The sequence below is a fragment of the Corynebacterium sp. KPL2850 genome (assembly GCF_040225855.1).
In the GTDB taxonomy this organism is placed as follows: Bacteria; Actinomycetota; Actinomycetes; order Mycobacteriales; family Mycobacteriaceae; genus Corynebacterium.
Map to the genome: position 1 here is coordinate 1 of NZ_JBEHFV010000019.1, position 24,508 is coordinate 24,508.

Here is a 24,508-nt window from a genome sequence, read left to right on the forward strand (position 1 = left end):
GAGACAGGCCGATGCCTCCTCCCCCGCCTCCCACGTAGTCGCCGACTACTACGGCGCCTACGAGGACAAGTTCCAACTGCGGCCCTACCGCCCGGCGCGCGTCCGCAGCGTCCGCCCCCTGCCCGGCACGCACAGCGCGCGCAATCTCCACGGCGCGCTCGGCCCGCGCGATGAGCGCGCAACAGAGAACCCAGACGAGTCGCGCGGCGCATTCCTCGTGACGTTGGAGTCCGGCGAGCAGTTTTCCGCGGACACCATCGTGAACGCCACTGGCACGTGGGATAGGCCGTATATTCCTTATATTCCGGGCATCGGCAGTTTCGGCGGGCGCCAACTGCACACTAAGGATTATTCGGCGGCGGAGGATTTTGCAGGCCAGCACGTGTTGGTCGTTGGCGGTGGGCTATCCGCGGTGCAGTTCTTATTGGAGCTTGAAGGCATCGCGCAAACCACTTGGGCCACGCGGCGAGCACCGGATTTTACGGATACGGAGTTTGATAAGCAGTGGGGCTTGGATGTGGAAAAGAAGGTCCGCGAGCGGGTCTTTAGCGGAAATCCTCCAGCCTCGGTGGTCTCGACCACCGGGATTCCGCCCTGGCAGGAATACCTGGATGCGGTCGAGCGCGGCGTTCTGGTCTCGCGCGGCATGTTCGAAGCCATCGATGCGACCGGCGTGCGGTTTGGCGAGTCTGCGAGCGGTGAGGTGGCGGGGGCATCGGAAAGCGTGGCGGCATGGCAGCCGTATCCGGCGGGCATGCACTTGGCGGTGGACGTCATCTTTTGGAATACCGGTTTCCGCCCGGTGCTGGACCACCTGGCACCGTTGCGCTTGCGCTCGCGCAAGGGCGGGATTGTTATGCGCAACGAGGTCTCGCCTGTCGCGAACCCGCGGGTTTTCCTCGCCGGCTATGGATCGACCGCCTCGACGGTGGGGGCGACGCGCGCGGGGCGCTTGGCGGCGCGTGAAGTTATCAAGGTGCTGGGACTGTAGCCCGAGGACGAAAATGCGCACGATAAAAGGCAGGCAAGCACACTAGGATGGGAAAGCATGTGGGAATTGGGCGAGCACTTCCGGAAGTATGCAGACGACTACCGCGATGCGGTACATGACCAGTTTTTCCTCATGGTGCCGGAGGCGCGGCAGGTCTTTTCCCTTTCTATGCAGGACACCCACCGGTCCATGGTGCACGCATTGGCGTGGGTGATTGAACATGCGGAGCCCAGCAAGGCCGGCACGGGGGTTGGATCCGGGGTTGGGGCTGCGCTGTCCGAGGGCGTCCGGGAGAAGATTGCGCAGCTCGGCCGCGATCACCGCAGGCACGGCTTCCCGGCCGAGGTGTACGCGCGGTTCGAGGAGGCGCTCATCAAAGGCCTGCGGGTATTGGCGCTGACGCGGTACCAGTACGACTTCGCCTGCGCCGTCATCCACGAGGTCTGCGCGGAGATGGCGACCGCGGCGCGCGAGGCGGACCTGGCTGGGGAGGCGCCGGCGTATTCGGGGCAGGTGGTTGCGGTGGAGCGGCCGACGCGCGAAACCGCGGTCATTCGCGTCGAGGCGGGAATGCCCGCAGCCTTCGAGCCGGGGCAGTATTTCCCCGTCACCACCCAGTACCTTCCCGGCCAATGGCGCATGCTCACCCCAGCCCAGCCCAGCGATGCCACCGGCCAGCTGGTCTTCCACGTCGCCGCGGTGGGCGAGGCCTCGCGGTCGCTTGCGCATACCAAGCCGGGCGATTGGTGGACTTTGGGCCGGCCCACCGGGTCCATCTGGCAGGACCTGCGCGAGCTGCGCGGGGGCAGGCTGGTCATCGTGGCCTATGGCACGGGCTGGGCGGCGGCGCGGTGCTTGGCGCTGGCGGCGCGCCAGGCCGCGGATGCGGGCAAGGAGGGCCTCGCGAAGAACTTGTCCCTACAGATTTTCGCCGTTGCGGATAGCCCCGGCGCGCACTATGACACGCATTTCCAGCAGAACCTTGCGGCACTCTACCCCGATCTCAGCCTGCGCCGCATCATCCGGCAGGAAAACGACCCGTGGCTGCTGGGCGCACGGCCGCTTGCCGATGCCGCCACCCACACCCTCTCCCCCGACCCGACCGATGTAGTAGTCAACGAGGTCGAGTTATCCACAGGCACGCCCACCTACTTCGCCCTCTTCGGCAGCGCTGAAGAGGTGGCGGAAGGGAGGAAGGGGTTGGAGAAAAGGGGCATCGGCAAGCAGTGGATCTTAAGCCACAGCTGGGGCCGCGACAGGGAGTGGCTGCCGGAGGATTATGCGGCGCAGTCTTAGTCGTTAAGTTCTAGCACCGGCAGGGAGCGGCGCGTCTTCGCTACTTCGTGCGGATCGATATCGGCGTAGAGAATTTCGTCTTCGTAGCCGGCCTCGGCCACGCGCACACCGTTGGGATCGACGATGGTGGAGTGCCCGATGCCGGTCGGGCCCGAGGGGGATCCGGCCTCCGCGTTGCCGCCTGGCCGGGATTGGCCCGCGGCGAGGATATAGCTGGTGGAATCCAGCGCCCGCGCGGCCGTGAGCAGGCGCCACTGCTCTAGCTTGCCGGGGCCATCCGCCCAGCTGGTGGGGACAACGATGAGCTGCGCGCCCTCGCGCGCCAAGTCCTTGAACTGCTCTGGGAAACGGATATCGTAGCAGACCACGACGCCGACGGTGAGGTCATCGACGTCGAAGGTCACCAAGGATTCCCCAGGCTGCACCGTATCGGATTCGCGGTAGTCAAAGGCATCGTAGGTGTGGATTTTCTCGTAGCCACCCAGCACGCCCGGGCCTGCGACGAGCGCGGTATTGGATACGCGGTTGATGGTCTTGTCCTCACGCTCGATGGTATCGGCTGGGCAGAACATGCCGACGACGACGGTGACCTCCAATTCCTCCGCCGCTTCCTGAATCGCGGTGGCGAACGGACCTTCGAGGTTCTGCGCCTGCTCGTCCAGGCGGCCCGAGCGGAAGTTCTGCGAGGTGGCCTCGGGCAGCACGATAAGGCGCGCGCCCGCCGCCGCGGCCTCGCGGATTTTATCCAGGGCGAGTTCTTGGTTTTCCTCGATGCTGCCGGTGGAGGTCAATTGCACTGCTGCTACTTTCATAAATCCCAACTTAGTGCAGCGTCACCTAGTTATCCACAGGTTGGCGGTTTTGCCCTCGCGGCCACAGCCCGCAGCGGCCACGCTTAAGGCCATGAGTTATGTAGATATTCCTGAATACCTTCCCGCACATGTACGCACGTTGAGGGCGCGGCCGGCGGCGGCTATGCCGGGGGCACGCTTAAGCGTGGCTTCCCGGACGTCTGCCGCCCTGCAGCGCGCGGTGGCGCAGTGGTCTGAGACGCAGCAGCTTAGCGATGCCACCGTTTCCGAGCGCCTGCGCAGCCTCCACGTCTTCCTGGACCGCAGCGGCGCGCTCGATTCCTCGCTCGCTGCGAGCTTGAGGAGGGCGCGATGAATTTATCGACTGCCCTGCGCCACAGCGCCGCGCAGCTCGCCGCGGATCGCTCTGGCCTGCACACTCACTATGTGGACTCGCACCACGATTGGCACTCGCTATCGCTGGGTGGGCCCGCGGGCGTGGCGGCGCGATCCGGGTTAGCGGAGGCGACCGAGTGGCTGAGTAGCCCCCTTGGGCAGATGGAGCAGGTCATCGAGGTGCTTGACCGGCACGCGGACCTGCAGGCCTGGCGCGAGGGGGTGGAGGCGCGGATCATTTCCTTTTTGGGCAAGGTCGATGAGTTTTCTGGGCCCGCCGCACTGGCCGGCGGCGTGCTACTGCGGGAGGTACGTGCGCTTGGCGATGCCCTCGATTGGCTCTGCTCCCAAGAAATCGACGCCCTCTGCACGCCCGCCGGGGTGGAACCGCCGCGGCGGCTCGAGGATTTTGCCGATCTCCCCCTCGATACCATCCACGAGATCAACCTCGCCCAAGCCAGCGACCGCGTGGCGCAGCTGGCCGCGGATAACCCCGATATGCGCATCGTCGAAACCAGCCCCGGCCGACTGGTGGCGCTGGTGGATCCGGAGGGTTTTCGCACGGAACCAGCGTCTGTGACCACGTTCGTTGAAGGCGTGCATTCCTCCGACCCCACCACCTGGCAGCGCGCCGTGGACCGCGGCCGCAATATTGCCACCGCAAGCGGTGGGCCGGCCGCCGTGTGGTTGGGCTACCAGGCCCCGTCGAGCTTGCCGCGCGCCGTGCACGCCGATCCCGCGCGTGCGGCGGGGCAGGAGTTGGTGCGGTTTCAGCGGGGCATCGGCAAGCGGTATCCAGGTGCAAAGCGAACGGTGGTGGGTTATTCCTATGGCTCCGTCGTGACTGGATACGCGGCGCGCGAGGAGGAAATCGCCTCCGATATTGTGCTGGTGGGAAGCCCCGGTACGAGTGCTCAGCATGCCCGCGAGCTGCACGGCACCGTGTGGGCGGCGACCAATGACAATGACCCCATCGCTATCGCGACGGGGCCACTGAGCGGGATCCACGGACCGGATCCCACCGTCCAGTCCTTTGGTGCCACTCCCCTCCCCGGCGCGGATGGCCTGCCCGGGGACCACGGGTCCTATTGGGAGGACCCACAGTTCCTGCACGGGCTGGGCACGGTGGCTGCTGGGGAATCGAGGACGGATTAGCGCAGGTTGGGGAACGCCAGTTGTGGGTTTAGAACAGGCCTGCGGGGGCGTCCGAATACGAGACCAGCATGTTCTTGGTTTCCTGATAGTGGCCGAGCATCATCAAGTGATTCTCGCGGCCCAAGCCTGATTCCTTGTAGCCACCGAAGGCGCTGTGTGCTGGGTAGTCGTGGTAGTGGTTGACCCACACGCGGCCGGCCTGAATATCGCGCCCGGCGCGGTAGCAGATGTTTTGCTGGCGCGACCACACGCCGGCGCCGAGGCCGAAGTTGGTGGTATTCGCGATCTCGATGGCCTCATCGTAGTCCTTGAAGGTTGCCACTGAGAGCACGGGCCCGAAGATTTCCTCTTGGAAGATGCGCATCTCGTTGCTGCCCTTAAATACCGTGGGCTCGATGTAGTAACCGTTTTCGAGACCCTCCACCTTGTTCACGTGGCCGCCGATGAGCGTTTCCGCGCCTTCTTCCGGGCCGATCTTGAGGTACTCGGTAATCTTGTCCATCTGCTCCTGGGAGGCCTGGGCACCCATCATGGTTTCGGTATCCAACGGGTGGCCAATCTTGATCTTCTTGACGCGCTCGATGGCAAGCTCCAAGAACTTATCGGCAATATCCTCATGGACCAACGCACGCGATGGACAGGTGCAGACCTCGCCCTGGTTAAGGGCGAACATGACGAAGCCTTCGACGCACTTTTCCAGGTAAGAGTCATCTTCATCCATGATGTCCTTAAAGAAGATGGACGGCGATTTACCGCCGAGCTCCAGGGTGACCGGGATGACCTTGTCCGCGGCGGCCTTATTGATGAGCTTGCCCACCGGGGTGGAACCGGTAAATGCGATTTTGGCAATGCGGTCCGAACCCGACAGTGCCGCACCGGCCTCCTCGCCCACGCCGTTGACGATATTGAGTACGCCATCTGGGAGGAGGTCTCCGATGATGTCCATGAGCAAGAGGATGGATGCTGGCGTTTGCTCCGCAGGCTTGAGCACGATGCAGTTACCCGCAGCCAGGGCCGGTGCAATCTTCCAAGAGGCCATGAGCAGCGGGAAGTTCCACGGGATGATTTGGCCAACCACGCCGAGCGGCTCGTGGAAGTGGTAGGCCACGGTGTCTTCGTTGATCTGGGACAGACGGCCCTCTTGTGCGCGGATGGCGCCCGCGAAGTAGCGGAAGTGGTCAACGGCCAGCGGGATATCGGCGGCCAAGGTCTCGCGGACGGCCTTGCCGTTCTCCCAGGTTTCCGCGACGGCGATCTTTTCCAGGTTCTCTTCAATCCGGTCCGCGATGCGGTGCAACAAGAGCGCGCGCTCTGCTGGAGTGGTCTTGCCAAAGGTGGCGAAGGCCTTTTCCGCAGCATCGATGGCCGCATTGACATCGGCTTCCTTGCCGCGGGCCACCTGACAAAATACCTCACCGGTCACGGGGCTGATGTTGTCCATGTATTCGCCATCGACTGGCGGAACCCACTTACCGCCGATGTAGTTGTCATAGCGGTCGCGGTAGTTGACGATGGCCCCTTCGGTTCCGGGTGCTGCGTACAAAGTCATGATGGTGGTGTCCTCTCGTGTAGAAATTTCGACTGTGACCATTGTTGGGTATGGCCCGTGCCACTACAGGTGTTTGTCTGTGTTGTATTTCACCTGCTTTCCTCGTCATAATAATGCAATTTTTCGCATTTCGCACTAAATAGGGGTGGGAAATTAACATTTCTTCACAGCGTAAAGTCCGGTTGTACGGGTGCACCACCGCCGAGTCGAGGGTTTAGCGAGGTGCGAGAGGGCGCAGGAACGGTAGGAGCCGATGGGGCCGGAAAAGAAGGCGCGGGAAGGTGGGGCCGATGGGGCCCGAGAGGAGAGTACCGAGAGAGCTCCGCGAATGCACCGAGAGAGCGAGGAACTCTTGGGCAAAGATAAACCCTCCAGACCTGTGCAGGCGCTATGCCGTGGCAAAGGTATGGAGGGTTTAAGTTGAGGTTTCTCGTCCGCAGGACGGATTAGGTGGTTTGGCCACCGTTGTTTCGGCGATTGCGCTTGCGGTCGCGCGCGGTGCGCGGGCTCCACATCACCACGGAGGTAGACCGCGGGACGTGGACGAGCTCACCGCTGCGTTGGGAACGCCCCGGGACCTGCGAGCCTTGCGGGCCTTGGGCGCCGCGGGTGCGCTGCCCCTGCGCTTGGGGGTGCTGTGCTCCCGCGCGCTGCCCGGCGGCGAGCTGATCACGGAGGGCACGGACTTCATCGGCAAGCGCATCGCGTTCGGCCTCTAGCTGGTCGCGTTCTTCGGTTAACTCGATGATGGATTTGATGCCGGCGAGATTGACGCCATCGTCTTGCGAAAGCGCCTGAATCTTGCGGAGCAATTCAATATCACGATCCGAATAACGGCGGCCGCCGCCGCGGGTGCGGGCCGGGGAGACCAAACCCATGCGGTCATAGGTGCGCAGGGTTTGGGCGTGCATCCCGGAAAGCTCGGCAGCCACGGAAATGACGTAAACGGCGGTGCCGGAACCTTCTGCCTTTCCAGTACTCATTGTGCAATGCACCTCCTGCCTTAATTGCTCTCCGCGCCGGCCCAACCTGCGCGGGGATTAAAGCCAGAATCCCTTTCGGCTTGTGCATAGGTGCGCAGGGCGCTGGAGGCCGCTGCATCGAGCTTGGAAGGCACGGTGACCTGCACGCTCACCAAGAGGTCGCCAGCCTTGCCGGCGCGCTTGGCAATGCCACGCCCACGCACGCGCAGGGTACGGCCATCCGGGGTACCGGCGGGGATCTTCACGCGGACCGGGCTGTCCAAGGTGGGAACCGTGATGGTGTCACCAAGGGCGAGCTCGGCAAACGAGACGGGGACGGTGATGTGGATATCGTCGCCGTCGCGGGTAAAGACCTTGTCGGGCTTGACGGTGACCGCAACGAAGAGGTCACCGGCCGGGGTGCCATTCGGGCCAGCCTCGCCTTGGCCGGCGATGCGGACCTTTTGACCGTCAATCACGCCGGCAGGGATGCGGACCGTAATATTCCGGGTGCGGTGCACCGTTCCGGTGCCGTTGCAGTCTGGGCACGGATCCGTGATGCGGCGGCCCGTGCCATCACAGTCCTTGCACGGGGCGGAAAAACCGAACGCACCGCGGTTTTCCGAGGTGTACCCGGAGCCATTGCAGGTACCGCACGTTGAGGTCTTGCCGGAGGAAGAACCCGAGCCGTGGCACGTGGTGCACGGCGCGTTTCCGCTTAAGGCCAGCGGGATGGTGGTCCCCTTGGCAGCCTCACGGAAGTCGAGGGTTATTTCCGTTTCGACGTCGGCCCCCCGCGACGGTTTAGCTGAGTGGCCAGCACTACCGCTGCGGTTGAAAACGCTACCGAAGATATCCCCAAAACCGCCGCCTTGAGACGATCCTCCAGTGGCTCCTCCGAAGAGGTCCGAGAGGTCGAAGTCTTGCGCACCTTGTCCACCCATGTTCGTGGATCGAAACCCGCCGGGAAAGCCGGCGCCTCCGTTCTGTCCGAAGCCACCGCCGTTGCGCAGCATGGCCTTGAACTGGTCGTATTCCTTACGTTCGGAAGCATCAGAAAGCACATCGTATGCTTCCGCAACCCGCTTGAACCGGTCCGCTGCCGCGGGGTCATCGGGGTGGGTATCGGGGTGGTTTTCGCGGGCAAGCTTGCGGTACGCGCGCTTGATCTCGCTTTGGTCTGCGGACGAGGAGACCCCCAGATCCGCATAATAATCTTTGTCTGCCCATTCGGGTTTAGCGCTCACTGGGCATCTCCTCCTTTCAAGAAGAATCGGTTGTAGTTAGTAAAAAGGGCGCCAGGGGAAATTGAATCAGTCAGTTCCCAAGGCGCCCTTTCCCGGATTAATCGGCTTGTTCGGTGCCTTCCGAACTGCCGGAATCCTCACCGGGGTCCGCGATGATAACCAGCGCGTTGCGCACCAGCCTCTCGCCTACGCGGTAGCCCTGGCGCAGCACGGTGCCGAGCACCTGCTCATCGCCGGAGGACAAATCCTGCACGGCCTCGTGCATCTCTGGGTCGAAGGGTTCACCCTCTTCACCAAAGGCGGTGAGGTTGTGCTGCTCTAGGCCCTTGCGGAGCTTATCCGCAACTGCCTTGAGCGGGCCCTCCAGGTCACCGTGCTGCTTGGCCAAATCGAGGTCATCAAGAACCGGCAGCAAATCACTAATGACCTTTGCCTTTGCAGTCTCGATAACGGATTGGCGGTCACGCTCGGTGCGGCGGCGGTAGTTGGTGTATTCCGCATTCAGACGCTGGAGGTCTTCCGTGCGTTCTGCCAACTGCGCTTCCACATCATTGGTGGCAGCACCGGTGGAGGTGGGCTCATCGCCCTCCGCCTCGGCTTCAACCTCATCGGCGTTGACATCAGCCAGCGCGTCTTCGAGGTCTGCATCAACGGTGGGATCCAACTTGGCTTCTTCGGAGGCATCGGCCTGCGCGTCGTTCGCAGCCTGTGCTTCCTCGGCCTTTTCGGCGGCAGCCTCAGCGCGGTCAGCCGAGGTAGCCTCCGGATCCGTGTTTTCCGGGTCGCCTGGGTTTTGCGGCATTCCGCTGTCCTGAGTCATTACTTGTCGCCATCCTTGTTGTCGTCGGAGTTCTCGTCTTCGTCCACAACTTCAGCGTCGACCACGTTTGGGTCACCCTGTGCGGCGCCGGCATCGGCAGCACCCTCGGCGCCGCCCTCTGCAGCCTGTGCCTCGTAGATCTGCTTGCCCATCTCCTGGGATTCGGTGGACAGCTTCTCTACTGCGGACTTGATGGCATCGAGGTCATCGCCCTTCAGCGCCTCGTCTACGGCGTCAGCAGCCTCGGTGACCTTGGTCTTGGTGTCCTCAGAGACCTTGTCCTCGTTGTCCTCCAAGAACTTGCGGGTCTGGTAGGAGGTGGACTCTGCGTTATTGCGCAGCTCCTGCTCCTCGCGACGCTTCTTGTCTTCCTCAGCGTGCTGCTCGGCGTCCTTAACCATACGGTCGATCTCTTCCTGGGAAAGGCCAGAGCCTTCCTGGATCTTGATGGTGTTTTCCTTGCCGGTGCCCTTGTCCTTGGCGGTCACGTGGACGATGCCGTTGGCGTCGATGTCGAAGGTGACCTCAATCTGGGGCACGCCGCGAGGTGCCGGTGCGATGCCGCCGAGCTCGAAGGAGCCAAGCAGCTTATTGGCGGTAGCCATCTCGCGCTCACCCTGGAAGACCTGAATCTGCACGGAAGGCTGGTTGTCTTCTGCGGTGGTGAAGGTCTCGGACTTCTTGGTCGGGATGGTGGTGTTGCGCTCGATGAGCTTGGTCATCACGCCGCCCTTGGTTTCAATGCCGAGGGAGAGCGGGGTGACATCGAGAAGCAGCACGTCCTTAACCTCACCGCGCAGCACACCTGCCTGGAGGGCAGCACCCACTGCAACGACCTCGTCCGGGTTAACGCCCTTGTTCGGGTCCTTGCTGGTCAGCTCCTTGACCAGGTCAGATACGGCCGGCATACGGGTGGAACCGCCGACCAGCACAACGTGGTCAATATCGCCGACGGAAAGGTCAGCATCCTTGATGACCTGGTTGAACGGAGCCTTGGTGCGGTCCAGCAGATCCTGGGTGATCTTCTGGAACTCGGTGCGGGTCAGGGTCTCATCCAGGAACAGTGGGTTCTTGTCGGAGTCAACGGTGATGTAAGGCAGGTTGATGTTGGCCTGCTGGGAAGAGGACAGCTCAATCTTGGCCTTCTCTGCAGCCTCGCGCAGACGCTGTACGGCGCGCTTGTCCTTGGTCAGGTCAACACCCTGGGAGCTCTTGAAGCGGTCAACCAACCAGTCAACGATGCGCTGGTCCCAGTCATCGCCGCCCAAGGTGTTGTCACCTGCGGTGGCCATAACCTCAACGACGCCATCGCCGATTTCCAGCAAGGATACGTCGAAGGTGCCGCCACCCAAGTCAAAGACCAGGATGGTCTGCTCTTGCTCGCCCTTTTCTAGGCCGTATGCAAGCGCAGCCGCGGTGGGCTCGTTGACGATGCGCAGGACGTTCAGGCCGGCAATCTGGCCAGCTTCCTTGGTGGCCTGACGCTGTGCGTCCTCGAAGTATGCAGGAACGGTAATAACGGCGTCCGTAACATCCTCACCCAAGTAGGACTCTGCATCGCGCTTGAGCTTCATCAGCGTGCGAGCGGAAATCTCCTGGGAGGTGTAGTCCTTGTCATCGATGTTGACGGTCCAGTCAGTACCAATGTGGCGCTTGACGGAGCGGATGGTGCGGTCCACGTTGGTCACGGCCTGGTTCTTGGCGGACTGACCAACCAAGATTTCGCCGTTCTTAGCAAAGGCTACAACGGAAGGCGTGGTGCGGGAGCCTTCGGAGTTAGCAATAACGGTGGACTCGCCACCTTCCAGTACGGAAACGACGGAGTTCGTCGTACCAAGGTCAATACCTACTGCGCGTCCCATGATTCATTCTCCTTTTTATCGAGTGCAGTTAATAAAGTTGATTGTCAGTGACTCAACTTCTCGTTGCGTCCGTGCGCTACTCTAACAGAAGTTGCGAACTCGTTCATAAATTCTTGAGCCCGTGTCACTCAATCTTTATAACCACTAAGACTAAAATCTTATTCCCGCCGGCTCAACTCTCCTTAAAAATTATGCTATTTTCCCAGCTCTCAGCCCTAAATCTTGCTCCTCTCTTCCACGTCAGGAAAGAGCGAATCACCTTTTAGAAACAAACTCTGCCATACCCAAAAGCTCACCAAAGGGCCATAAAAAGGTGGCCAAAAGTTACCTCACAAAGGATCCAAAAGAGGCTTGGCAGGCGTATTTAACTCGCACATACTGGAAACCACAGCAGCCACTGGTTGCTACCCAGAGAGATTGATTTGTAGTTTCACTCCGCCAATTCGAAAGGAAACGTCCAATGCTCGACACCCTCGTAAACCTCAGCTCCTCCCTCGATTTCGAGGCAATCTTCAAGGCCATCAAGGGCGCTGCTGAGCTGTCCTCCGAGTCCAACTCCGACTCCGTGGACCTGTCCTCCGTAATCGAGGGCCTGTCCTCCAAGGACAACGCTGACGCTGCTACCGAAACCGCAGCTAATGCTTAAGTAAACCTTCGCGTTTACACTCCTTCATGAAGACCGACTAAACCCCCGCACTTTTCCACGCAGGTTTTAAACCTCGCACCGGAAGGTGCGGGGTTTAGTTGTTTTCATTTGCTGGTTTCGCGCTTCCAGGCCTTAAGCTAGGTGCGAGACGCCACAAGCCCTTTCGCAACTATTCAGTCTGAGCACCAAAGAAGCGCATTCCACCTTGACTTTCACCCCGCCACTTCCCTTTCGCCACCGCCTTCGCGCGGCGATGACCCTACAGCGCACCGCAGCGCTGATCGCCATCATTTGCTTGGCACTTACGCTTTTCGCCGCATTTCTCACCCCAACTAAACACCAACTTTCAGCGGCAATAGTCGGGGTAATTTTGACGGCTATCACGACTGCTGCCTATCGGTACCCGAAGACAATGGCAGTGGGTTTTCTGGCAATTTGGATTATCGCCATTCTTACCGTGGGAATCCCCTACGCCAGTTCCGTTTTCTTAGCCCCGGTATTCCTTGCCGTATTCGCTTTTCGCAGCACCAAGTGGCAGTCAATCCTTCTCTGCGCAGTGTTTTGGCTGGTAGGCCTGGTAGATCCTGGTACGTTGCGGCTAGTCCTCGATCCAACACCCGCACTGGTCTGGGGAATTTTCTTGGTCATTAGCACCTTCATCGGCAGCTCACTCGCTCATTCCGCACGGCGCTATAAAACCGCCATGGTGGAGTGGAATAACGATGTTAAGCGCCGACAATCTGACCTAGCTGAAACCCTGCACAACTCGGTAATTTCCAGCCTTACCGTCAATACCATGCAGCTAGAAGCGCTCAGTTTGGAATACGCCAGTACACCGGAGCTCAGCCGCCGCCTCGATGAATTAAGCGATGCAATGCGCTCGTCGATGTCTGAAATACGCGCTTTAACTAAAGTCTTGCGTTCCAATATTGACGGAATCAACGATGAATTGAGTTTTAAACAAGAACCACATCCTACAAACTTTGCGCAGGTACTGGCCTGGGAAGAAGGACAGCTATCTAAGCTCAACCGCACTCCAATTATTAAGGTAAGCGGAGAAGATTTTTGCCCCCAGTTTTCCCCCTCCGTTCTTGACTCGGTCGAAGCCATCACCAGGGAGGCTTGCCTCAACGCCGTCAAGTACTCACCACCCGGGGCAGAAATTACCGTATCGGCCCAACCACATTTGGGATGGACGATCCTTACTATCCGTAACCCTATTGCCAAGCCAACGAGCACCACACCGGAGACTTCCTCCGGTATAGGCATTAATTCGATGACGCGACTCGCGGCAACTATCGATGCCCGGCTTGAGGCCGGTCGCGTCGATGATCACTGGGAGCTCACGCTCGCACTGCCCCCGTCTGCGCATAAACAACGTTAGTTCAGCCACCTTCGCTGGCAGCGCCACTATTCCTTTACTACACTTACGTATGTTTCTTATAAATCCGGTTTTTATATAAAGGAGTCGTGCCATGCAGGCTGCCCTCGCTAGCTTTCTCACGCCCCTCATGTTGTCCGCTTCTCTCTTTGGGGCAGATCTCACCCCAGGCGATCTCCCACAAAACAATAAGTACGAGTCTTCGGCAGAGCTCGTCTTTGGCTGCCCAGCCCCATGGTGCTTCAAATAAAAACTTCGCTGCTCCTAGTCGATGATGATCCACTGGTCATCGAGGCACTCGGCCACTATTTCGCGGCGGCCGAAGATATGGAGATCGTCGCCGTCGCAGAAAATGGGAAAGCCGCATTACAGCAGCTAGAACGCCACGATGTCGATGCCGTCATCGCGGATATTCATATGCCGGAGATGGACGGCACAACGCTACTGCGCAAGCTTAATGAGCTACCTAATCCACCGGTATTCATTGCTATGACCGCAATGGATAATGACGAGACCCTAAGGGAAGTCCTGTCCAATAAGGCGGCAGCCTATATCCTGAAGAGCTCGAAACCGGCCTATATTTTGGACACGGTGCGCGAGGCCGTCCGCGGTGGCACGGTCGTAGCTCCCCAACCTTTAACGCGCTTATTCCAGCAAATGCCAGGATGGAGCGACAACGACACTCAATCTCCGTCTGCGATTTCCGCCTCTGAGCACCATATTTCACCCGCTCAAGCGCAGATTCTCGATTTGGTGTGCGAGGGAAAATCCAACGAAGAGATCGCAAAAAGCACCCACTATGCTCCGGGAACGGTAAAAAAATACGTTTCTAGCCTGTTAACCGAATTTCACGCCAAGTCTCGTCTCGAGCTAGCGGTCAAAGCGCTAAAAGCGGGGTACGGCAAATAGCTGCATAACAGCGAATGGCGCCTGCCCTTAATCGTGGCCCCACCCCCTCTAAACCCCACATGCTGGGATTTTATTTTTTATCTTTTTACCCCCACAGCCGATTTTGCTAACGAGACTAGCATCACTATATCGGCAACCCTATAATTGATTTCACACACAACTACATAGCATTTCCCGCGCATCAATCGGCTTCATTCGGCCGGTGATGCCCACGCTAGAACCGGAATAGAAAATCACTTCTGAGCTTTCTTTTCTGTCCCCTAGCTCCACATCGCCACAGTGTAGAAAGCAGGTGAGTGTTGAACACCAACTTGGCACGCGTTCGCCGCCATAGCGACAGGCCCCCGGTCCCCAATACCGGTAGCACTATGGCTTGTTGATTCGCTTGGTTTAAACCACCGAGCAGCGGCGCGCGCACTCCGCGTGTTCCACTCCCTGCCGCGTATGCGGCGTCCTATTAGCCCGCATGCTTTCCAATTTCCAAAGACTTACCAGCCACTTTCTGCCACCGGCGCTAAAAGGCACAGCACAAAGGCCACACCGCGGTGTGGGTTGGCCACCAACCTGGAAGTACACGTTTCGAAAAAGAGGTTGAATTCCACATGACTTCTCCCGCATACACCCGCACGCCACTATCCGATGATGTTGAGGCCGTACTGCCCGCCGCCATTAAGCGCGCACAGGGCTGGCTCGATTCCACCGCAGATGAAAAGGACAAGGCCACCGAGCAACTCGCGGAGCTGTTGCGCGATGACAATGGCGTGAAGTTCACCATGGACTTCGTTGACCGCGTCATGCGCCCCGAAGATGACAAGGTCGCGGCCAAGGCGCTGAAGGACATTTCTTCCCAGTACGATCCGTCCTTCCTGGGCAGCATCAATGGCGCGCTCGTCGGCGCCGGCGGTTTCTTCGGCCCGATCCTGCCTAACCTGGTCATGCCGGTAGCGCGCCTGTACATGCGCAAGATGATTGGCCACCTGGTGCTGGACGCGGAATCGGACGCACTCAATGACACCCTGGAAAAGGCCGCTGCCTCCGGCGAGCAATTGAACCTCAACCTCCTGGGTGAGGCCGTGCTCGGTGAAGAGGAAGCAATGTCCCGCGCGCGCCGCACGCTGGAGCTCATCAAGAACCCGCGCGTGACCTACGTATCCGTCAAGGCGTCCTCGATGGTGGCGCAGCTGAATAACTGGGACATCGGCAGTTCCGTGGAGCGCCTGAAGGACCGCCTGCGCCCGCTCTACCAGGAAGCCGCACGCCGCAACCCACAGGTCTTTATCAACATGGACATGGAGGAATACCACGACCTCCACCTGACGCTGCGCCTGTTCAAGAGCCTTTTGAGCGAGCCGGAGTTCAAGAACCTGGAATCCGGCATCGTGTTGCAGGCCTACCTGCCCGATACCTTCGACGCCCTCCAGGACATCGCGGAATTTGCCAAGCAGCGCGTGGCAGAGGGCGGCGCCAAGGTCAAGGTGCGCATTGTAAAGGGCGCCAACCTGTCCATGGAGACCACAGAAAGCGAAGTCCACGACTGGCCGCTGGCTACCTACACCAACAAGCTGGACGTTGACGCTAACTACTACCGCCTGCTGGATTACATCCTCCAGGAGGAATTCGCGGACTGCATCCGCATTGGTGTGGCCAGCCACAACCTGTACACCGCCGCCATGGCTTATGAGCTGGGTGTAAAGCGCGGTGTGCTGCACATGCTGGATTCTGAGATGCTGCAGGGCATGTCCCCGGCGCAGCAGGCAGCGGTGCGCAAGGTCTACGAGGGCCGCCAGATCCTCTACACCCCGGTGGTCCACGCAGATGACTTTGACGTCGCCGTGTCCTACCTGGTGCGCCGCTTGGAGGAGAACTCCGCGCCGCAGAACTTCCTCTACGCCCTCTTTGCCCCGGGCGAAGAACCGCTGGCAAGCCAGGAAGAGACGTTCCGCAAGGCCGTTGCCAAGCGCTGGGATACCTTCGCTGGATCGCGCCGCACCCAAAACCGCCTCGAGGATTCCGGGCGCCAGGCGCCGGATTCCGGGCGCTTCAGGAACGAGCCCGATACGGACCCGGCAATTACCCCGAACCGCACCTGGGCCAAGCGTGCGCTTGCGAATGACCCCGGTGAGCACGGCGTCCAAGAGGTCACCGACCCCTCCGCTGTTGAAAGCTACGTCGCCCGCGCCAAGGAATTGGGCACCGAATGGGGCAAGCGCCCCGCCGCAGAGCGCGCCGCAGCCCTGGACGCCGTCGCGGACCAGCTGGCAGCCAAGCGCGGGGACTTCATCTCCGTGGCAGCCTACGAGGCAAATAAGACGGTCACCCAGACTGACCCGGAGGTCTCGGAAGCCATTGACTTCTGCACCTACTACGGGCAGTCCGCGCGCTTCTTGGAAGAGGCACACTCCGAGTTCCACCCGCACACCGTCACCGTGGTGACCCCACCGTGGAACTTCCCCATCGCCATTCCTACCGGCGGCATTGCGGCCTCCTTGGCTGCGGGCTCGGCGGTCATCGTCAAGCCTGCTCCCCAGGTAGTCCACTGCGGCAAGATGGTGGTTGAGGCCTTCCGTACCGCACTCGAAGCAGAAGGCTTGGACCCGGATCTGGTGCAGCTGGTGCTTACTGATGAAGGCGATGCCGGCAAGGCCCTGCTCTCCCACGATGACGTGGACAACATCATCTTGACCGGCGCATCCGATACCGGCGCGCTCTTCCGCTCCTGGAAGCCCAAGATGAACCTGATGGCGGAGACCTCCGGCAAGAACGCGCTGGTCATCACCCCGGCCGCCGACCCGGACCTGGCTATCCAGGACCTGTACAACTCCGCCTTCGGTCACTCCGGCCAGAAGTGTTCGGCAGCCTCGCTGGTGATTTTCGTTGGCGCTGCGGGCAAGTCCAAGCGCCTGCGCGAGCAGCTGCTGGATTCCGTCAAGACCCTGAAGCCTGGCCCGGGCTATGACATCACCACCACGATGAACGGCCTGGCTGAAAAGCCGAGCGAGAAGCTGCTGCGCGGCCTGACCCAGCTGGAGCCGGGCGAGAAGTGGCTGCTGAAGCCAGAGAAGCTCAACGAGGAAGGCACCCTGTGGTCCCCGGGCATTCGCGATAATGTCCAACCGGGCTCTTGGTACCACAAGAACGAGTGCTTCGGCCCCATCCTTGGCATCATGTACGCCGATACCTTGGAAGAGGCCATCGCTTGGCAAAACAGCACCGGCTATGGCCTGACCGGCGGCATCCACTCCCTGGATGACAAGGAAATCGAGTACTGGATCGACAACGTTGAGGTGGGCAACGCCTACGTCAACCGCGGCATTACCGGCGCGATTGTCCAGCGCCAGTCCTTCGGTGGCTGGAAGAAATCCGTCATGGGACCGGGCGCCAAGGCCGGCGGCCCGAACTACGTGGCCCAGATGGGTACCTGGACCGATGGCGAGCTCAAGCCGCGCGACGTGGATATCGCCCCAGCCAGCGTGAAGATTCTGCAGCGCCTGCGCGATGAGCTTTCTGATGAGCTCAGCCAGGACGATCTGGAATGGCTCTGGCGCGCCGCCGAGCTGGACCGGATTGCATGGCTCGAGGAATTCGGCCGCACCCACGACCGCACTGCGTTGGTCGCGGAAGCCAACCGCTTCCGCTACCGCCCGCTGCTAACCAAGCTGCGTATCCGCGTGGGTGAGGGCTACAAGCTGCGCGATGTCGCCCGCCAGGTACTGGCTTCCGGGATTACCGGCACCGAGACGGAAATCTCCGCCGCCCCAGAGGTTGCCGGCCAGCTGCAGGAGCTCGGCTTCGACGTGAAGTCCATTTCTGATGGCTCCTTCGCCGCCGCCGTGGCCAATGACGAGTCCTCCCGCGTGCGCGCCCTGGGCACCGTGCCGGATTCCGTTTACGAGGCAGCGGTGCGCTCCAACTCCGTGGTGCTGGACCAGCCCGTGCTTGCCGATGGCCGCCGTGAGCTCATGCCTTACCTCCTCGAGCAGGCAGTCTCCGTGACCATGCACCGCTTCGGCATCATCCGCAACGTGGGCAACCTGCGCGACTAATACGCCAGTTGCCGTCGCCGCGGCACAGTGACTAAGCGCCCCACCTTCTCCCGCCCTTTTTCTGCTGGGAATTGGGTGGGGCGCTACCTTTTTCTCTGCTTTTCCCGCGCTATCTCTAGGTGGTTTCGTGTGGCATAGTAGATGAATGACTACGCCAGATAACCACTCTTCCAGCGGCACCGAGCAGCACCCGGGCCAGAACTCGGCGCAGGGCGCGCAGTATCCGTCGACGCTCGAGCAAAACTCCGTCAACCGCAAGGCTGACGCAAAGAACCCCTTTGTCGCGCCGCTGGTCTCCCCCGATGAATCCCAATTGGGCGCTGAGGTAGCCACCGCCGATCCCGCCGATCGCGATAATAAATCCGCCGTGCTGGCCAAGGACTTCCGCAGCATGGCCAAGATTTCGGTGTGCTTTATCCTCATCGTCGCAGGATTGGGCCTGGCGGGTTTCCTGCTGCGCTTTATTTGGGTGGGTCTGCTGCCGGTTATCCTCGCCATCTTGGTCTCGACGGTGCTTTATCCAGTTAGCGCCTACCTGCGCTCCAAGGGCTTTCCCCGCACCCTGGCAGCGGTCACAACGCTTTTGGGTTTGGTGGTTATTTTCGGCGGCATCTTTGCCGCCATGGCGCCCATGGTCACCGCGCAGTCCAAAGTGCTTATCAATGAAGCCGAAGCCGGCATTATGCAGCTGACCAAGATGGTCAATGATTCCCCACTGGATATTGAGGTGGACCAACTGCAGTCGGTCCTCGAGGACATCGTGTCCTTTGCCAAGGGCCAGGCTTCCACCATCGCCACCGGCGTGCTTTCCGGTTTCTCCATGGCCAGCTCCATTGCGGTAGCCACCGTCATCATGCTCTTTATCACCTTCTTCATCATTAAAGACGGCGATAGATTCCTGCCCTGGCTGCGCAAATACACCGGTAACTCCGCTGCCTGGCACATCACGGAACTTACTTCCCGCGTGTGGAAGACGTTGTCTGGCTTCATTCAGGCCCAAGCCCTAGTCGCGCTTGTCGATGCCGTCTTTATCGGCCTCGGCCTCTGGGTCCTCCAGGTCCCACTGGCACTGGCCATCGCCGTCATCACATTCTTCGCGGGCTTTATCCCCATCATCGGTGCTGTCACCGCCGGCGCCTTGGCCGTCATTATCGCCTTGGTCTCCAACGGGCTGACCAATGCGCTGCTCGCTCTGGCGCTAATCATCATTGTCCAGCAGGTAGAAAGCAATGTCCTCCAGCCCATCCTGCAGTCCAGGGCCATGGGCCTGCACGCGGCCATCGTTTTGCTCTCCATCACCGTGGGCTCCACCCTGGCCGGCATCGTTGGTGCTTTCCTTGCCGTGCCAGTCGCCGCGACCATTACTGTTGTCCTGCGCTACCACGCAGAGATGGCCGCGCTGCGCGCCGGCGAGGTTTCCCCCGAGGACATCGAAATCGTCACAGGTTCTAAGTCCACGTCCAAAGACGAAGAAGCTGAGGACGCGGACAATACAGACCCCGAGGACAAGCGCACCGGCGAAGAAGGCGACAGCGACAGCCCCCTCGAAGAGTCTCCTCGCGAAAAGGTAAAGCAGCTTTTCGCGGCCATGAGCCCGCTAACCTAAAAAGCCCCGCTCTTCCTCCGCCGTGCGAAACGGCGAGGAAGGAAACGGAGGCATCGGCTAGCGCAAGAAGCCTAAATCGGCTGCGGCAGCGGCCAGCTGGCGGGCGCTGCGGTCCAAGACGCCAGCCCAGGTGCCCATCGATTCCTCATTAGCGGAATCGGAGACCTGCTTCAGCAGTGTGCAGGGCACACCAAAGCGCTGGCAGGCAGCGGCAATAGAATAGCCCTCCATATCGCATAGCTGGGATTTTTTCACCAGCTCATTGCGCAATGCGGTAGTAGAGACAAACATGTCACCGGTGGCCAGCCCGCGCGCCGGAAGCTCGCCGGAGGTCTCCAGCTCGATGAATTCTGGCAGGAGGTAACGGCTGATATCGGTCAGCACTTCTAGCTTAAAATCGTGCTTGGTCACTTTATTGATCTCGAAGACGCCATCCATGCCATCGACAAGCGCACCCGCCGTTCCGATATTGACCACGCGTTCAGGCAAAGCATCGTTTGCGCGAGCCTCTGCCAATACCTCCGTCAGGGAAATCGCGGCTGGAACCGTGCCGATTCCGGTAATGAGCAGCGCTTCGCCGTCTGGAATGTGCGCAGCTTCGGCGTCCACGGCGGCGACGAAAAGTGTGCGTCCGTTGAGATTCTCCATGTCTGCGAGAATACCTGCTCGCCCTAATCAAAGTTCAACGTGTGGTTCCTTTGGTGCAGGCGAATCGTAATATTTTTATGCCCGGCGCCCACGGCGATGATTCGGCCAGTAAGCGTACTTGCGACGGCGAGGTCTTCCTCCGTCGTCGCCTCCGCCGCCTCCCGTGCCGTGGGCAACTAAGCACCACCCGGATCTGGGCTGTCAAGGTGAATGAAGCGTTCGCGATCCACATCTATCAAATACCTTTCCGTGACCTTGAAACGACCGTGGCTCTCATCGAAGGAATCGCGGCGCCAACTGCCCTCGGCCACGCGGCAGACAAAGGGGCAATAGCCAAAGCACGAGAGCACGATATAGCGCGTCTGCGGGCTCACGTGCCACTGGCCGCGCACGGAACTCCAGACTTGGCGGTAGGTTGCGGCCAGGCTCATCCCCAGCCGCAACCCTTGCTGTCAGTTCTCATCCAACCCGGCACCTTCTACCTGAGTGTTTAGCTCTCCGAGCCGCGTCGCATTGGCCACGTACATCCCCAGCCACACCTCCTCCGGCAATGGTGTAGGGACTGGTGATATCGCAATGGAAAACGACTCTGGGAATGCCCTTTCCACATCCTTGGGAAGGCGCTGACGCCCGGCAAGGTCCACAGGCGAACGCCCCACGCGATACCCGCACCACAGTCGCACGCAGCTGGCGGTCATAAGTCTCCTAATGCGTAGCCCCCGCACTGATTCGCCCCAGCAGCTTCTTGGCGTAGTCTCTCTCCACCTACTGCTCCACTCCCGGCGCGATCTCCATTTCCGGCAGCTGACATAGCAAGATGAGGTCAATAACGTCACCCAAATCAAAGACTTTGCTCAATTCTGATTGGGCATCTGGTCCGAAAGCTTCGATTGCGCCATAGGCCAACGCACCGCCTAATCGCCTGATAAGGTCTCGGGGCACGCTCACTCGTTTGCGAGCTGTGTGAAATTCGGACGCATTGCGATTTCGCTCCAGTGCCACAGGTGCTTCTTTCTCGTTCCTCATAGAGGATTCAAATTTAGGTCACACTTGGGGTTAAGCTGGCCAGGAAGGAGCCGGCTTACTATTCCCGACTGCAAGTCCCTCGTTTGCTCAAGCTCTCGCACTAAAGCACAGCCTTCAGCTGTTGCTAGGCCCTTTTATTCAACGGTTTTGGGGGCGACTTACTCCCTCTAGCTTCAACTCTTGACCGCACAGATGTCGTACTTATGTCGTTCGTTTTATGCGAAAGTAACTTGAATGGAGCTAAATGCCTAGATTAAAGTTTAATTGAAACAATTTCTGCAAATTGTATGTCACTAGTACATCATGGATTAATCGTTAGATTGTCCAATCTCTCTCGTATTCCGCTCTTAAATTGCTTATGGAGGAGTCCAGCTTTTGAACGACAACAATGCTTGGGGCCAGCCGGATCACCCCTCCTCGGATCCTTCTACTGAAGGTATGCGCCCCTTGCCGCGCAAGGAACAAGCTTGGGGTACGCCCTCACCTAATTCCTCTACAGCCTCGACTACTGCAGCATCATCTACAGACGAGAACTTTGAACACCCTAAGTCCTCCAGTAAAAATAGACGCATCGTGTTCCTAGTCATCTCTGTGCTAGCGGTTCTCGCTCTGGTTGGCGGTCTAGCTTGGGCATTCGTTGATAGGAACGATACAAATGATGCAGATGATCCAAATGAACCTGCATTGGCGACTAGCTCTGAGGCTAAAGATGACTCCCACTCTGAGAAGGGAGCCGAGTCCGACAAACATGAGGATAATTCCAAAAAAGGACGAGGAAAAGAATCCCCCAGAGAAGAAAATGATGCTAAAGCACAAGAGCTGACCAAATACGAGAAGTGCAATAATTACGCAGACGACAAACTTAGCGATTTGCGCTCCCCAGTAAAGATGTACTGCGATGACTCTTGGCTTTTTGCAGGTGAAGACGGCACCGGGAACCTCGCCTTGTTCTATTGGACCGACAATGCGTGGCACATTTACAAAACAGATGGATCGGTGCCGCAATCCGATATGGGATGCTACGACCAGTCCAAACTTGAAGACGCTGGTGCCCCACGCCGCTTGCTTGATGAGGTTTTGCTGTGCGACGACAATGCTAACGCCAAAGCCGAAAGCGCTAAGGAAACCACCAACAGATCCGGGGCCGAAGATGAATTCGCCTGGGCCGGAGATTGGGACGGAAAGTGCGACGGCCGATACATCCTCATCGCTGAGTCCGTGCTCATCTCAAGTGGCGAACCGTTTAGCGAGACCTCCCGCGTACAGGACAAGTACCCGGGATCGAAAATTCTTTACGGCGGCGCTTGCAGCTCTCTTCGTAGTCAAGTAAACGGCAACGACGTCTATGCTATCTACTTCGACGCAGGCCATAGCGTGGAGAAAGTGTGCGAGCTAAAAGCGCAATACGGTGGCAATGCTCGTTCACTGAATAATAACGCCGACTTCTCCGACCCCTGCTAGTTCCCTCTTTACGTAAATACTCTCTTCCTGATCTCTCACTCTCTTCTCCGTACGACCCTGGATCTAACACTAGAAAGGAACTCTCTATGCCCCACTACAACCTCTACGACTCTCTCTCCCTCGATGCTTCGGCCGATTCCACCGATCTCATCGCAGAGATTGACAACAAGCTTGCCCACGTAGATCCTGCGGACACCGCAGCACGCGACGAACTGAATACTGCGCGACAAATCTTTTCCGCGGACAACCGGCGCAAGCAATACGATAACGAGTTGGCTGATGCCACTGGGGCCGAAGTAGATATCGCGCGCATCCGCTACATCGCTGCTCTCCCGTCCGACACTGCACCGCAAGAGAATCCTGCTTCCAATTCCCCGGTGCCTGGATACGCTCCTCAACACTCGGCGCAACAACAAGACTGGAAGCCGCAGGCAACGAATCATCAATCCAGCAGCAATTCAAGCTTCAACGTCGCTAATAAACAATTCACCGTCGACTTTAGTAATGTAGCGTTCTCTGTCGAGCCAGACCGCCAACGTTGTCAATCCATCATGTGGTGCGTGTTATGGGGCATACTGCTCCTCATGTGGCTTATTGCCGGAATCCGAGGCTTGTCCCTTGCCGGCGAAGCTAGTGACGTCACCGCCCTGGACCTCGTCTTTGATTCCTCGGAGCTGGAGTCTAAGACCGCAGGCTTCAGCGCCTCACTGATCAAAACGCTCGTAACCACTCCGCTCATGTTGATTCTTTGGGAGTTCGTGTGGTCGATTCGCAAGACTATGGGACGACGGGCAATTGAGAATGCCTAACTCGCATAGGCCTTTCCATGGCCGAGTACTGGCCATCGGAGCAGCAATGATCCTCGCAAACGTGTCCCTTGCTCTGGCTGGCTGTGACGATAATTCCACCAACGCTGATGGTCAACACCTCCAGTATGAGACTGCTTCGAGGTCCACCTCACCAGAAAAAGATGACGACGCAGAGCAGGAAACCTCGAGGAAAGATTCTTCCCCAAGAGAAGAAACTACTTCCAAGCCAGTGCCGCCCAACGTAGTGATGGATGAAGAAGAGGAAAGCCAAGCGTCCCAACTAGGTGACGAGAATTCTTCTGCAAGCAAATCCGACCAAACCTGCGGTACGCAAAGCGCCCAGACAGCGTTCCAAGACAGCGTTTCCCAAGTTGCGCCGTGGTACACCATCGGTTGGGAGCTAATCGATTCCTCAGGCTACGACCCTTGCGCTTCCCTATCGTGGGAAACCCTGATGATCGAGGGAGGAACAAGTTCTTCTCCCTACCACATCATGCTGTTCAACCACGGTGAGTACTTAGGGACCGCAACAGCAGAACCCTACGGCTTCGCTCCCACGGTTGAACGCGTAAACGATTCCGAAATCGCGGTGACCTATCACTGGCCTCGCAAAGGTGAAAGCAATGCCAACCGCTCGGGTACAACCAATGCGGGATTCCGCTGGGATGAGAGCGAGCAGAAGGTCATCATGTCGGGTGATGTTCCACCAACACGATAGGTCAATGTAAAACAAGCACGTTTCGCTGAATTTTCAACCGTTTTGTGGCAAATCTTGCTAGGTTCGCGCTGGTGGCTGCACTCCCCTGCTACGTGCACCTAGCCATCGAAGGGCCCGCTGTGCTGGGCCCAACTTCGCCGCTGTTGCTCGGTGCACAGGCCTCAATATGACGCGCAGCGACATGAGCGACAG

At 59.4% G+C, this 24,508-nt stretch carries 22 protein-coding genes; 13 read left to right on the plus strand and 9 right to left on the minus strand.

What is annotated here, in order from left to right; translation table 11 throughout:
• Positions 1-991: NAD(P)-binding domain-containing protein (locus ABRP93_RS07505; protein ID WP_349887513.1), on the plus strand; the 991-nt coding region annotated here is incomplete at its 5' end.
• Positions 992-1,048: 57 nt separating this feature from the next.
• Positions 1,049-2,287 carry an FAD-binding oxidoreductase gene (locus tag ABRP93_RS07510; protein WP_349887514.1) on the plus strand — a complete coding sequence of 413 codons (1,239 nt, stop codon included), beginning with the start codon at positions 1,049-1,051 and terminating at the stop codon, positions 2,285-2,287.
• Here the strand turns inward: ABRP93_RS07510 and ABRP93_RS07515 are convergent.
• On the minus strand, positions 2,284-3,099 hold the full coding sequence (locus ABRP93_RS07515; RefSeq protein WP_284831242.1) for a carbon-nitrogen hydrolase family protein: 816 nt from the start codon (positions 3,097-3,099) through the stop codon (positions 2,284-2,286). The genes ABRP93_RS07510 and ABRP93_RS07515 overlap by 4 nt on opposite strands.
• A 91-nt stretch (positions 3,100-3,190) precedes the next feature.
• Between ABRP93_RS07515 and ABRP93_RS07520 the strand changes: the two genes are divergently transcribed.
• Both ABRP93_RS07520 and ABRP93_RS07525 read left to right on the plus strand, forming a co-directional pair.
• Positions 3,191-3,454, plus strand: coding sequence for a hypothetical protein (locus tag ABRP93_RS07520; protein ID WP_034659553.1), 264 nt, complete (start codon positions 3,191-3,193; stop codon positions 3,452-3,454).
• Positions 3,451-4,629, plus strand: coding sequence for an alpha/beta hydrolase (locus ABRP93_RS07525; RefSeq protein WP_349868099.1), 1,179 nt, complete (start codon positions 3,451-3,453; stop codon positions 4,627-4,629). Before ABRP93_RS07520 ends, ABRP93_RS07525 begins: the two co-directional genes overlap by 4 nt.
• A gap of 28 nt (positions 4,630-4,657) precedes the next feature.
• Here ABRP93_RS07525 and exaC read toward each other — a convergent pair whose 3' ends face one another.
• The 5 genes from exaC to dnaK form a co-directional block, all read right to left on the minus strand.
• Positions 4,658-6,178, minus strand: coding sequence for an acetaldehyde dehydrogenase ExaC (gene exaC, locus ABRP93_RS07530; protein WP_349863445.1), 1,521 nt, complete (start codon positions 6,176-6,178; stop codon positions 4,658-4,660).
• A 446-nt stretch (positions 6,179-6,624) separates the two neighbouring features.
• Positions 6,625-7,161, minus strand: coding sequence for a heat shock protein transcriptional repressor HspR (locus ABRP93_RS07535; RefSeq protein WP_023024110.1), 537 nt, complete (start codon positions 7,159-7,161; stop codon positions 6,625-6,627).
• Between the two features lie 20 nt (positions 7,162-7,181).
• Positions 7,182-8,387, minus strand: coding sequence for a molecular chaperone DnaJ (dnaJ, locus tag ABRP93_RS07540; RefSeq protein WP_349887516.1), 1,206 nt, complete (start codon positions 8,385-8,387; stop codon positions 7,182-7,184).
• Positions 8,388-8,484: 97 nt separating this feature from the next.
• Positions 8,485-9,207, minus strand: a complete 723-nt coding sequence (grpE, locus tag ABRP93_RS07545) for a nucleotide exchange factor GrpE (protein WP_349887517.1) — start codon at positions 9,205-9,207, stop codon at positions 8,485-8,487.
• The gene (gene dnaK / locus ABRP93_RS07550; RefSeq protein ID WP_126319898.1) at positions 9,207-11,069 is read right to left on the minus strand and encodes a molecular chaperone DnaK; all 1,863 of its coding nucleotides are present in this window, start codon (positions 11,067-11,069) and stop codon (positions 9,207-9,209) included. The genes grpE and dnaK overlap by 1 nt, the downstream gene beginning before the upstream one ends.
• A gap of 460 nt (positions 11,070-11,529) precedes the next feature.
• Here dnaK and ABRP93_RS07555 point away from each other — a divergent pair, with 460 nt between their 5' ends.
• From ABRP93_RS07555 to ABRP93_RS07580, 6 genes are all read left to right on the plus strand, one after another.
• The gene (locus ABRP93_RS07555) at positions 11,530-11,715 is read left to right on the plus strand and encodes a hypothetical protein (protein ID WP_023024121.1); all 186 of its coding nucleotides are present in this window, start codon (positions 11,530-11,532) and stop codon (positions 11,713-11,715) included.
• Positions 11,716-11,920: 205 nt separating this feature from the next.
• Positions 11,921-13,099 (plus strand): sensor histidine kinase, encoded by a 1,179-nt coding sequence (locus ABRP93_RS07560; RefSeq protein ID WP_232208554.1) that lies wholly within the window; start codon positions 11,921-11,923, stop codon positions 13,097-13,099.
• Between the two features lie 91 nt (positions 13,100-13,190).
• Positions 13,191-13,346 (plus strand): hypothetical protein, encoded by a 156-nt coding sequence (locus ABRP93_RS07565; protein WP_023024136.1) that lies wholly within the window; start codon positions 13,191-13,193, stop codon positions 13,344-13,346.
• Positions 13,331-14,005 carry a response regulator transcription factor gene (locus tag ABRP93_RS07570; protein WP_023024139.1) on the plus strand — a complete coding sequence of 225 codons (675 nt, stop codon included), beginning with the start codon at positions 13,331-13,333 and terminating at the stop codon, positions 14,003-14,005. The genes ABRP93_RS07565 and ABRP93_RS07570 overlap by 16 nt, the downstream gene beginning before the upstream one ends.
• A 602-nt stretch (positions 14,006-14,607) precedes the next feature.
• The gene (locus tag ABRP93_RS07575) at positions 14,608-18,048 is read left to right on the plus strand and encodes a bifunctional proline dehydrogenase/L-glutamate gamma-semialdehyde dehydrogenase (RefSeq protein ID WP_349887519.1); all 3,441 of its coding nucleotides are present in this window, start codon (positions 14,608-14,610) and stop codon (positions 18,046-18,048) included.
• Between the two features lie 145 nt (positions 18,049-18,193).
• A complete protein-coding gene (locus ABRP93_RS07580; protein WP_349887520.1) occupies positions 18,194-19,654 on the plus strand; it encodes an AI-2E family transporter in 1,461 nt (486 codons plus the stop codon).
• 57 nt (positions 19,655-19,711) lie between these two features.
• Here ABRP93_RS07580 and ABRP93_RS07585 read toward each other — a convergent pair whose 3' ends face one another.
• The 3 genes from ABRP93_RS07585 to ABRP93_RS07595 all read right to left on the minus strand — a co-directional run bounded on the left by ABRP93_RS07585 (position 19,712) and on the right by ABRP93_RS07595 (position 21,328).
• The gene (locus ABRP93_RS07585; protein ID WP_349863434.1) at positions 19,712-20,302 is read right to left on the minus strand and encodes a nucleosidase; all 591 of its coding nucleotides are present in this window, start codon (positions 20,300-20,302) and stop codon (positions 19,712-19,714) included.
• Positions 20,303-20,478: 176 nt separating this feature from the next.
• A complete protein-coding gene (locus ABRP93_RS07590; protein WP_349863431.1) occupies positions 20,479-20,733 on the minus strand; it encodes a hypothetical protein in 255 nt (84 codons plus the stop codon).
• A 334-nt stretch (positions 20,734-21,067) separates the two neighbouring features.
• On the minus strand, positions 21,068-21,328 hold the full coding sequence (locus ABRP93_RS07595; RefSeq protein ID WP_239269247.1) for a hypothetical protein: 261 nt from the start codon (positions 21,326-21,328) through the stop codon (positions 21,068-21,070).
• Between the two features lie 375 nt (positions 21,329-21,703).
• Here ABRP93_RS07595 and ABRP93_RS07600 point away from each other — a divergent pair, with 375 nt between their 5' ends.
• The 3 genes from ABRP93_RS07600 to ABRP93_RS07610 all read left to right on the plus strand — a co-directional run bounded on the left by ABRP93_RS07600 (position 21,704) and on the right by ABRP93_RS07610 (position 24,316).
• The gene (locus ABRP93_RS07600) at positions 21,704-22,789 is read left to right on the plus strand and encodes a hypothetical protein (RefSeq protein ID WP_349887521.1); all 1,086 of its coding nucleotides are present in this window, start codon (positions 21,704-21,706) and stop codon (positions 22,787-22,789) included.
• Between the two features lie 86 nt (positions 22,790-22,875).
• Positions 22,876-23,598 (plus strand): hypothetical protein, encoded by a 723-nt coding sequence (locus tag ABRP93_RS07605; RefSeq protein WP_239269250.1) that lies wholly within the window; start codon positions 22,876-22,878, stop codon positions 23,596-23,598.
• Positions 23,599-23,644: 46 nt separating this feature from the next.
• On the plus strand, positions 23,645-24,316 hold the full coding sequence (locus ABRP93_RS07610; protein ID WP_349887523.1) for an LppP/LprE family lipoprotein: 672 nt from the start codon (positions 23,645-23,647) through the stop codon (positions 24,314-24,316).
• The last annotated feature ends 192 nt before the right edge of the window (positions 24,317-24,508 follow it).

Excerpts from the sequence above, each read along its gene's own strand:
- ABRP93_RS07510 (WP_349887514.1), top strand. The coding sequence starts at position 1,049 with ATGTGGGAATTGGGCGAGCACTTCCGGAAGTATGCAGACGACTACCGC.
- ABRP93_RS07515 (WP_284831242.1), bottom strand. The coding sequence starts at position 3,099 with ATGAAAGTAGCAGCAGTGCAATTGACCTCCACCGGCAGCATCGAGGAA.
- ABRP93_RS07520 (WP_034659553.1), top strand. The coding sequence starts at position 3,191 with ATGAGTTATGTAGATATTCCTGAATACCTTCCCGCACATGTACGCACG.
- ABRP93_RS07525 (WP_349868099.1), top strand. The coding sequence starts at position 3,451 with ATGAATTTATCGACTGCCCTGCGCCACAGCGCCGCGCAGCTCGCCGCG.
- exaC (WP_349863445.1), bottom strand. The coding sequence starts at position 6,178 with ATGACTTTGTACGCAGCACCCGGAACCGAAGGGGCCATCGTCAACTAC.
- ABRP93_RS07535 (WP_023024110.1), bottom strand. The coding sequence starts at position 7,161 with ATGAGTACTGGAAAGGCAGAAGGTTCCGGCACCGCCGTTTACGTCATT.
- grpE (WP_349887517.1), bottom strand. The coding sequence starts at position 9,207 with ATGACTCAGGACAGCGGAATGCCGCAAAACCCAGGCGACCCGGAAAAC.
- dnaK (WP_126319898.1), bottom strand. The coding sequence starts at position 11,069 with ATGGGACGCGCAGTAGGTATTGACCTTGGTACGACGAACTCCGTCGTT.
- ABRP93_RS07555 (WP_023024121.1), top strand. The coding sequence starts at position 11,530 with ATGCTCGACACCCTCGTAAACCTCAGCTCCTCCCTCGATTTCGAGGCA.
- ABRP93_RS07565 (WP_023024136.1), top strand. The coding sequence starts at position 13,191 with ATGCAGGCTGCCCTCGCTAGCTTTCTCACGCCCCTCATGTTGTCCGCT.
- ABRP93_RS07570 (WP_023024139.1), top strand. The coding sequence starts at position 13,331 with ATGGTGCTTCAAATAAAAACTTCGCTGCTCCTAGTCGATGATGATCCA.
- ABRP93_RS07575 (WP_349887519.1), top strand. The coding sequence starts at position 14,608 with ATGACTTCTCCCGCATACACCCGCACGCCACTATCCGATGATGTTGAG.
- ABRP93_RS07580 (WP_349887520.1), top strand. The coding sequence starts at position 18,194 with ATGACTACGCCAGATAACCACTCTTCCAGCGGCACCGAGCAGCACCCG.
- ABRP93_RS07585 (WP_349863434.1), bottom strand. The coding sequence starts at position 20,302 with ATGGAGAATCTCAACGGACGCACACTTTTCGTCGCCGCCGTGGACGCC.
- ABRP93_RS07590 (WP_349863431.1), bottom strand. The coding sequence starts at position 20,733 with ATGAGCCTGGCCGCAACCTACCGCCAAGTCTGGAGTTCCGTGCGCGGC.
- ABRP93_RS07595 (WP_239269247.1), bottom strand. The coding sequence starts at position 21,328 with ATGAGGAACGAGAAAGAAGCACCTGTGGCACTGGAGCGAAATCGCAAT.
- ABRP93_RS07605 (WP_239269250.1), top strand. The coding sequence starts at position 22,876 with ATGCCCCACTACAACCTCTACGACTCTCTCTCCCTCGATGCTTCGGCC.
- ABRP93_RS07610 (WP_349887523.1), top strand. The coding sequence starts at position 23,645 with ATGATCCTCGCAAACGTGTCCCTTGCTCTGGCTGGCTGTGACGATAAT.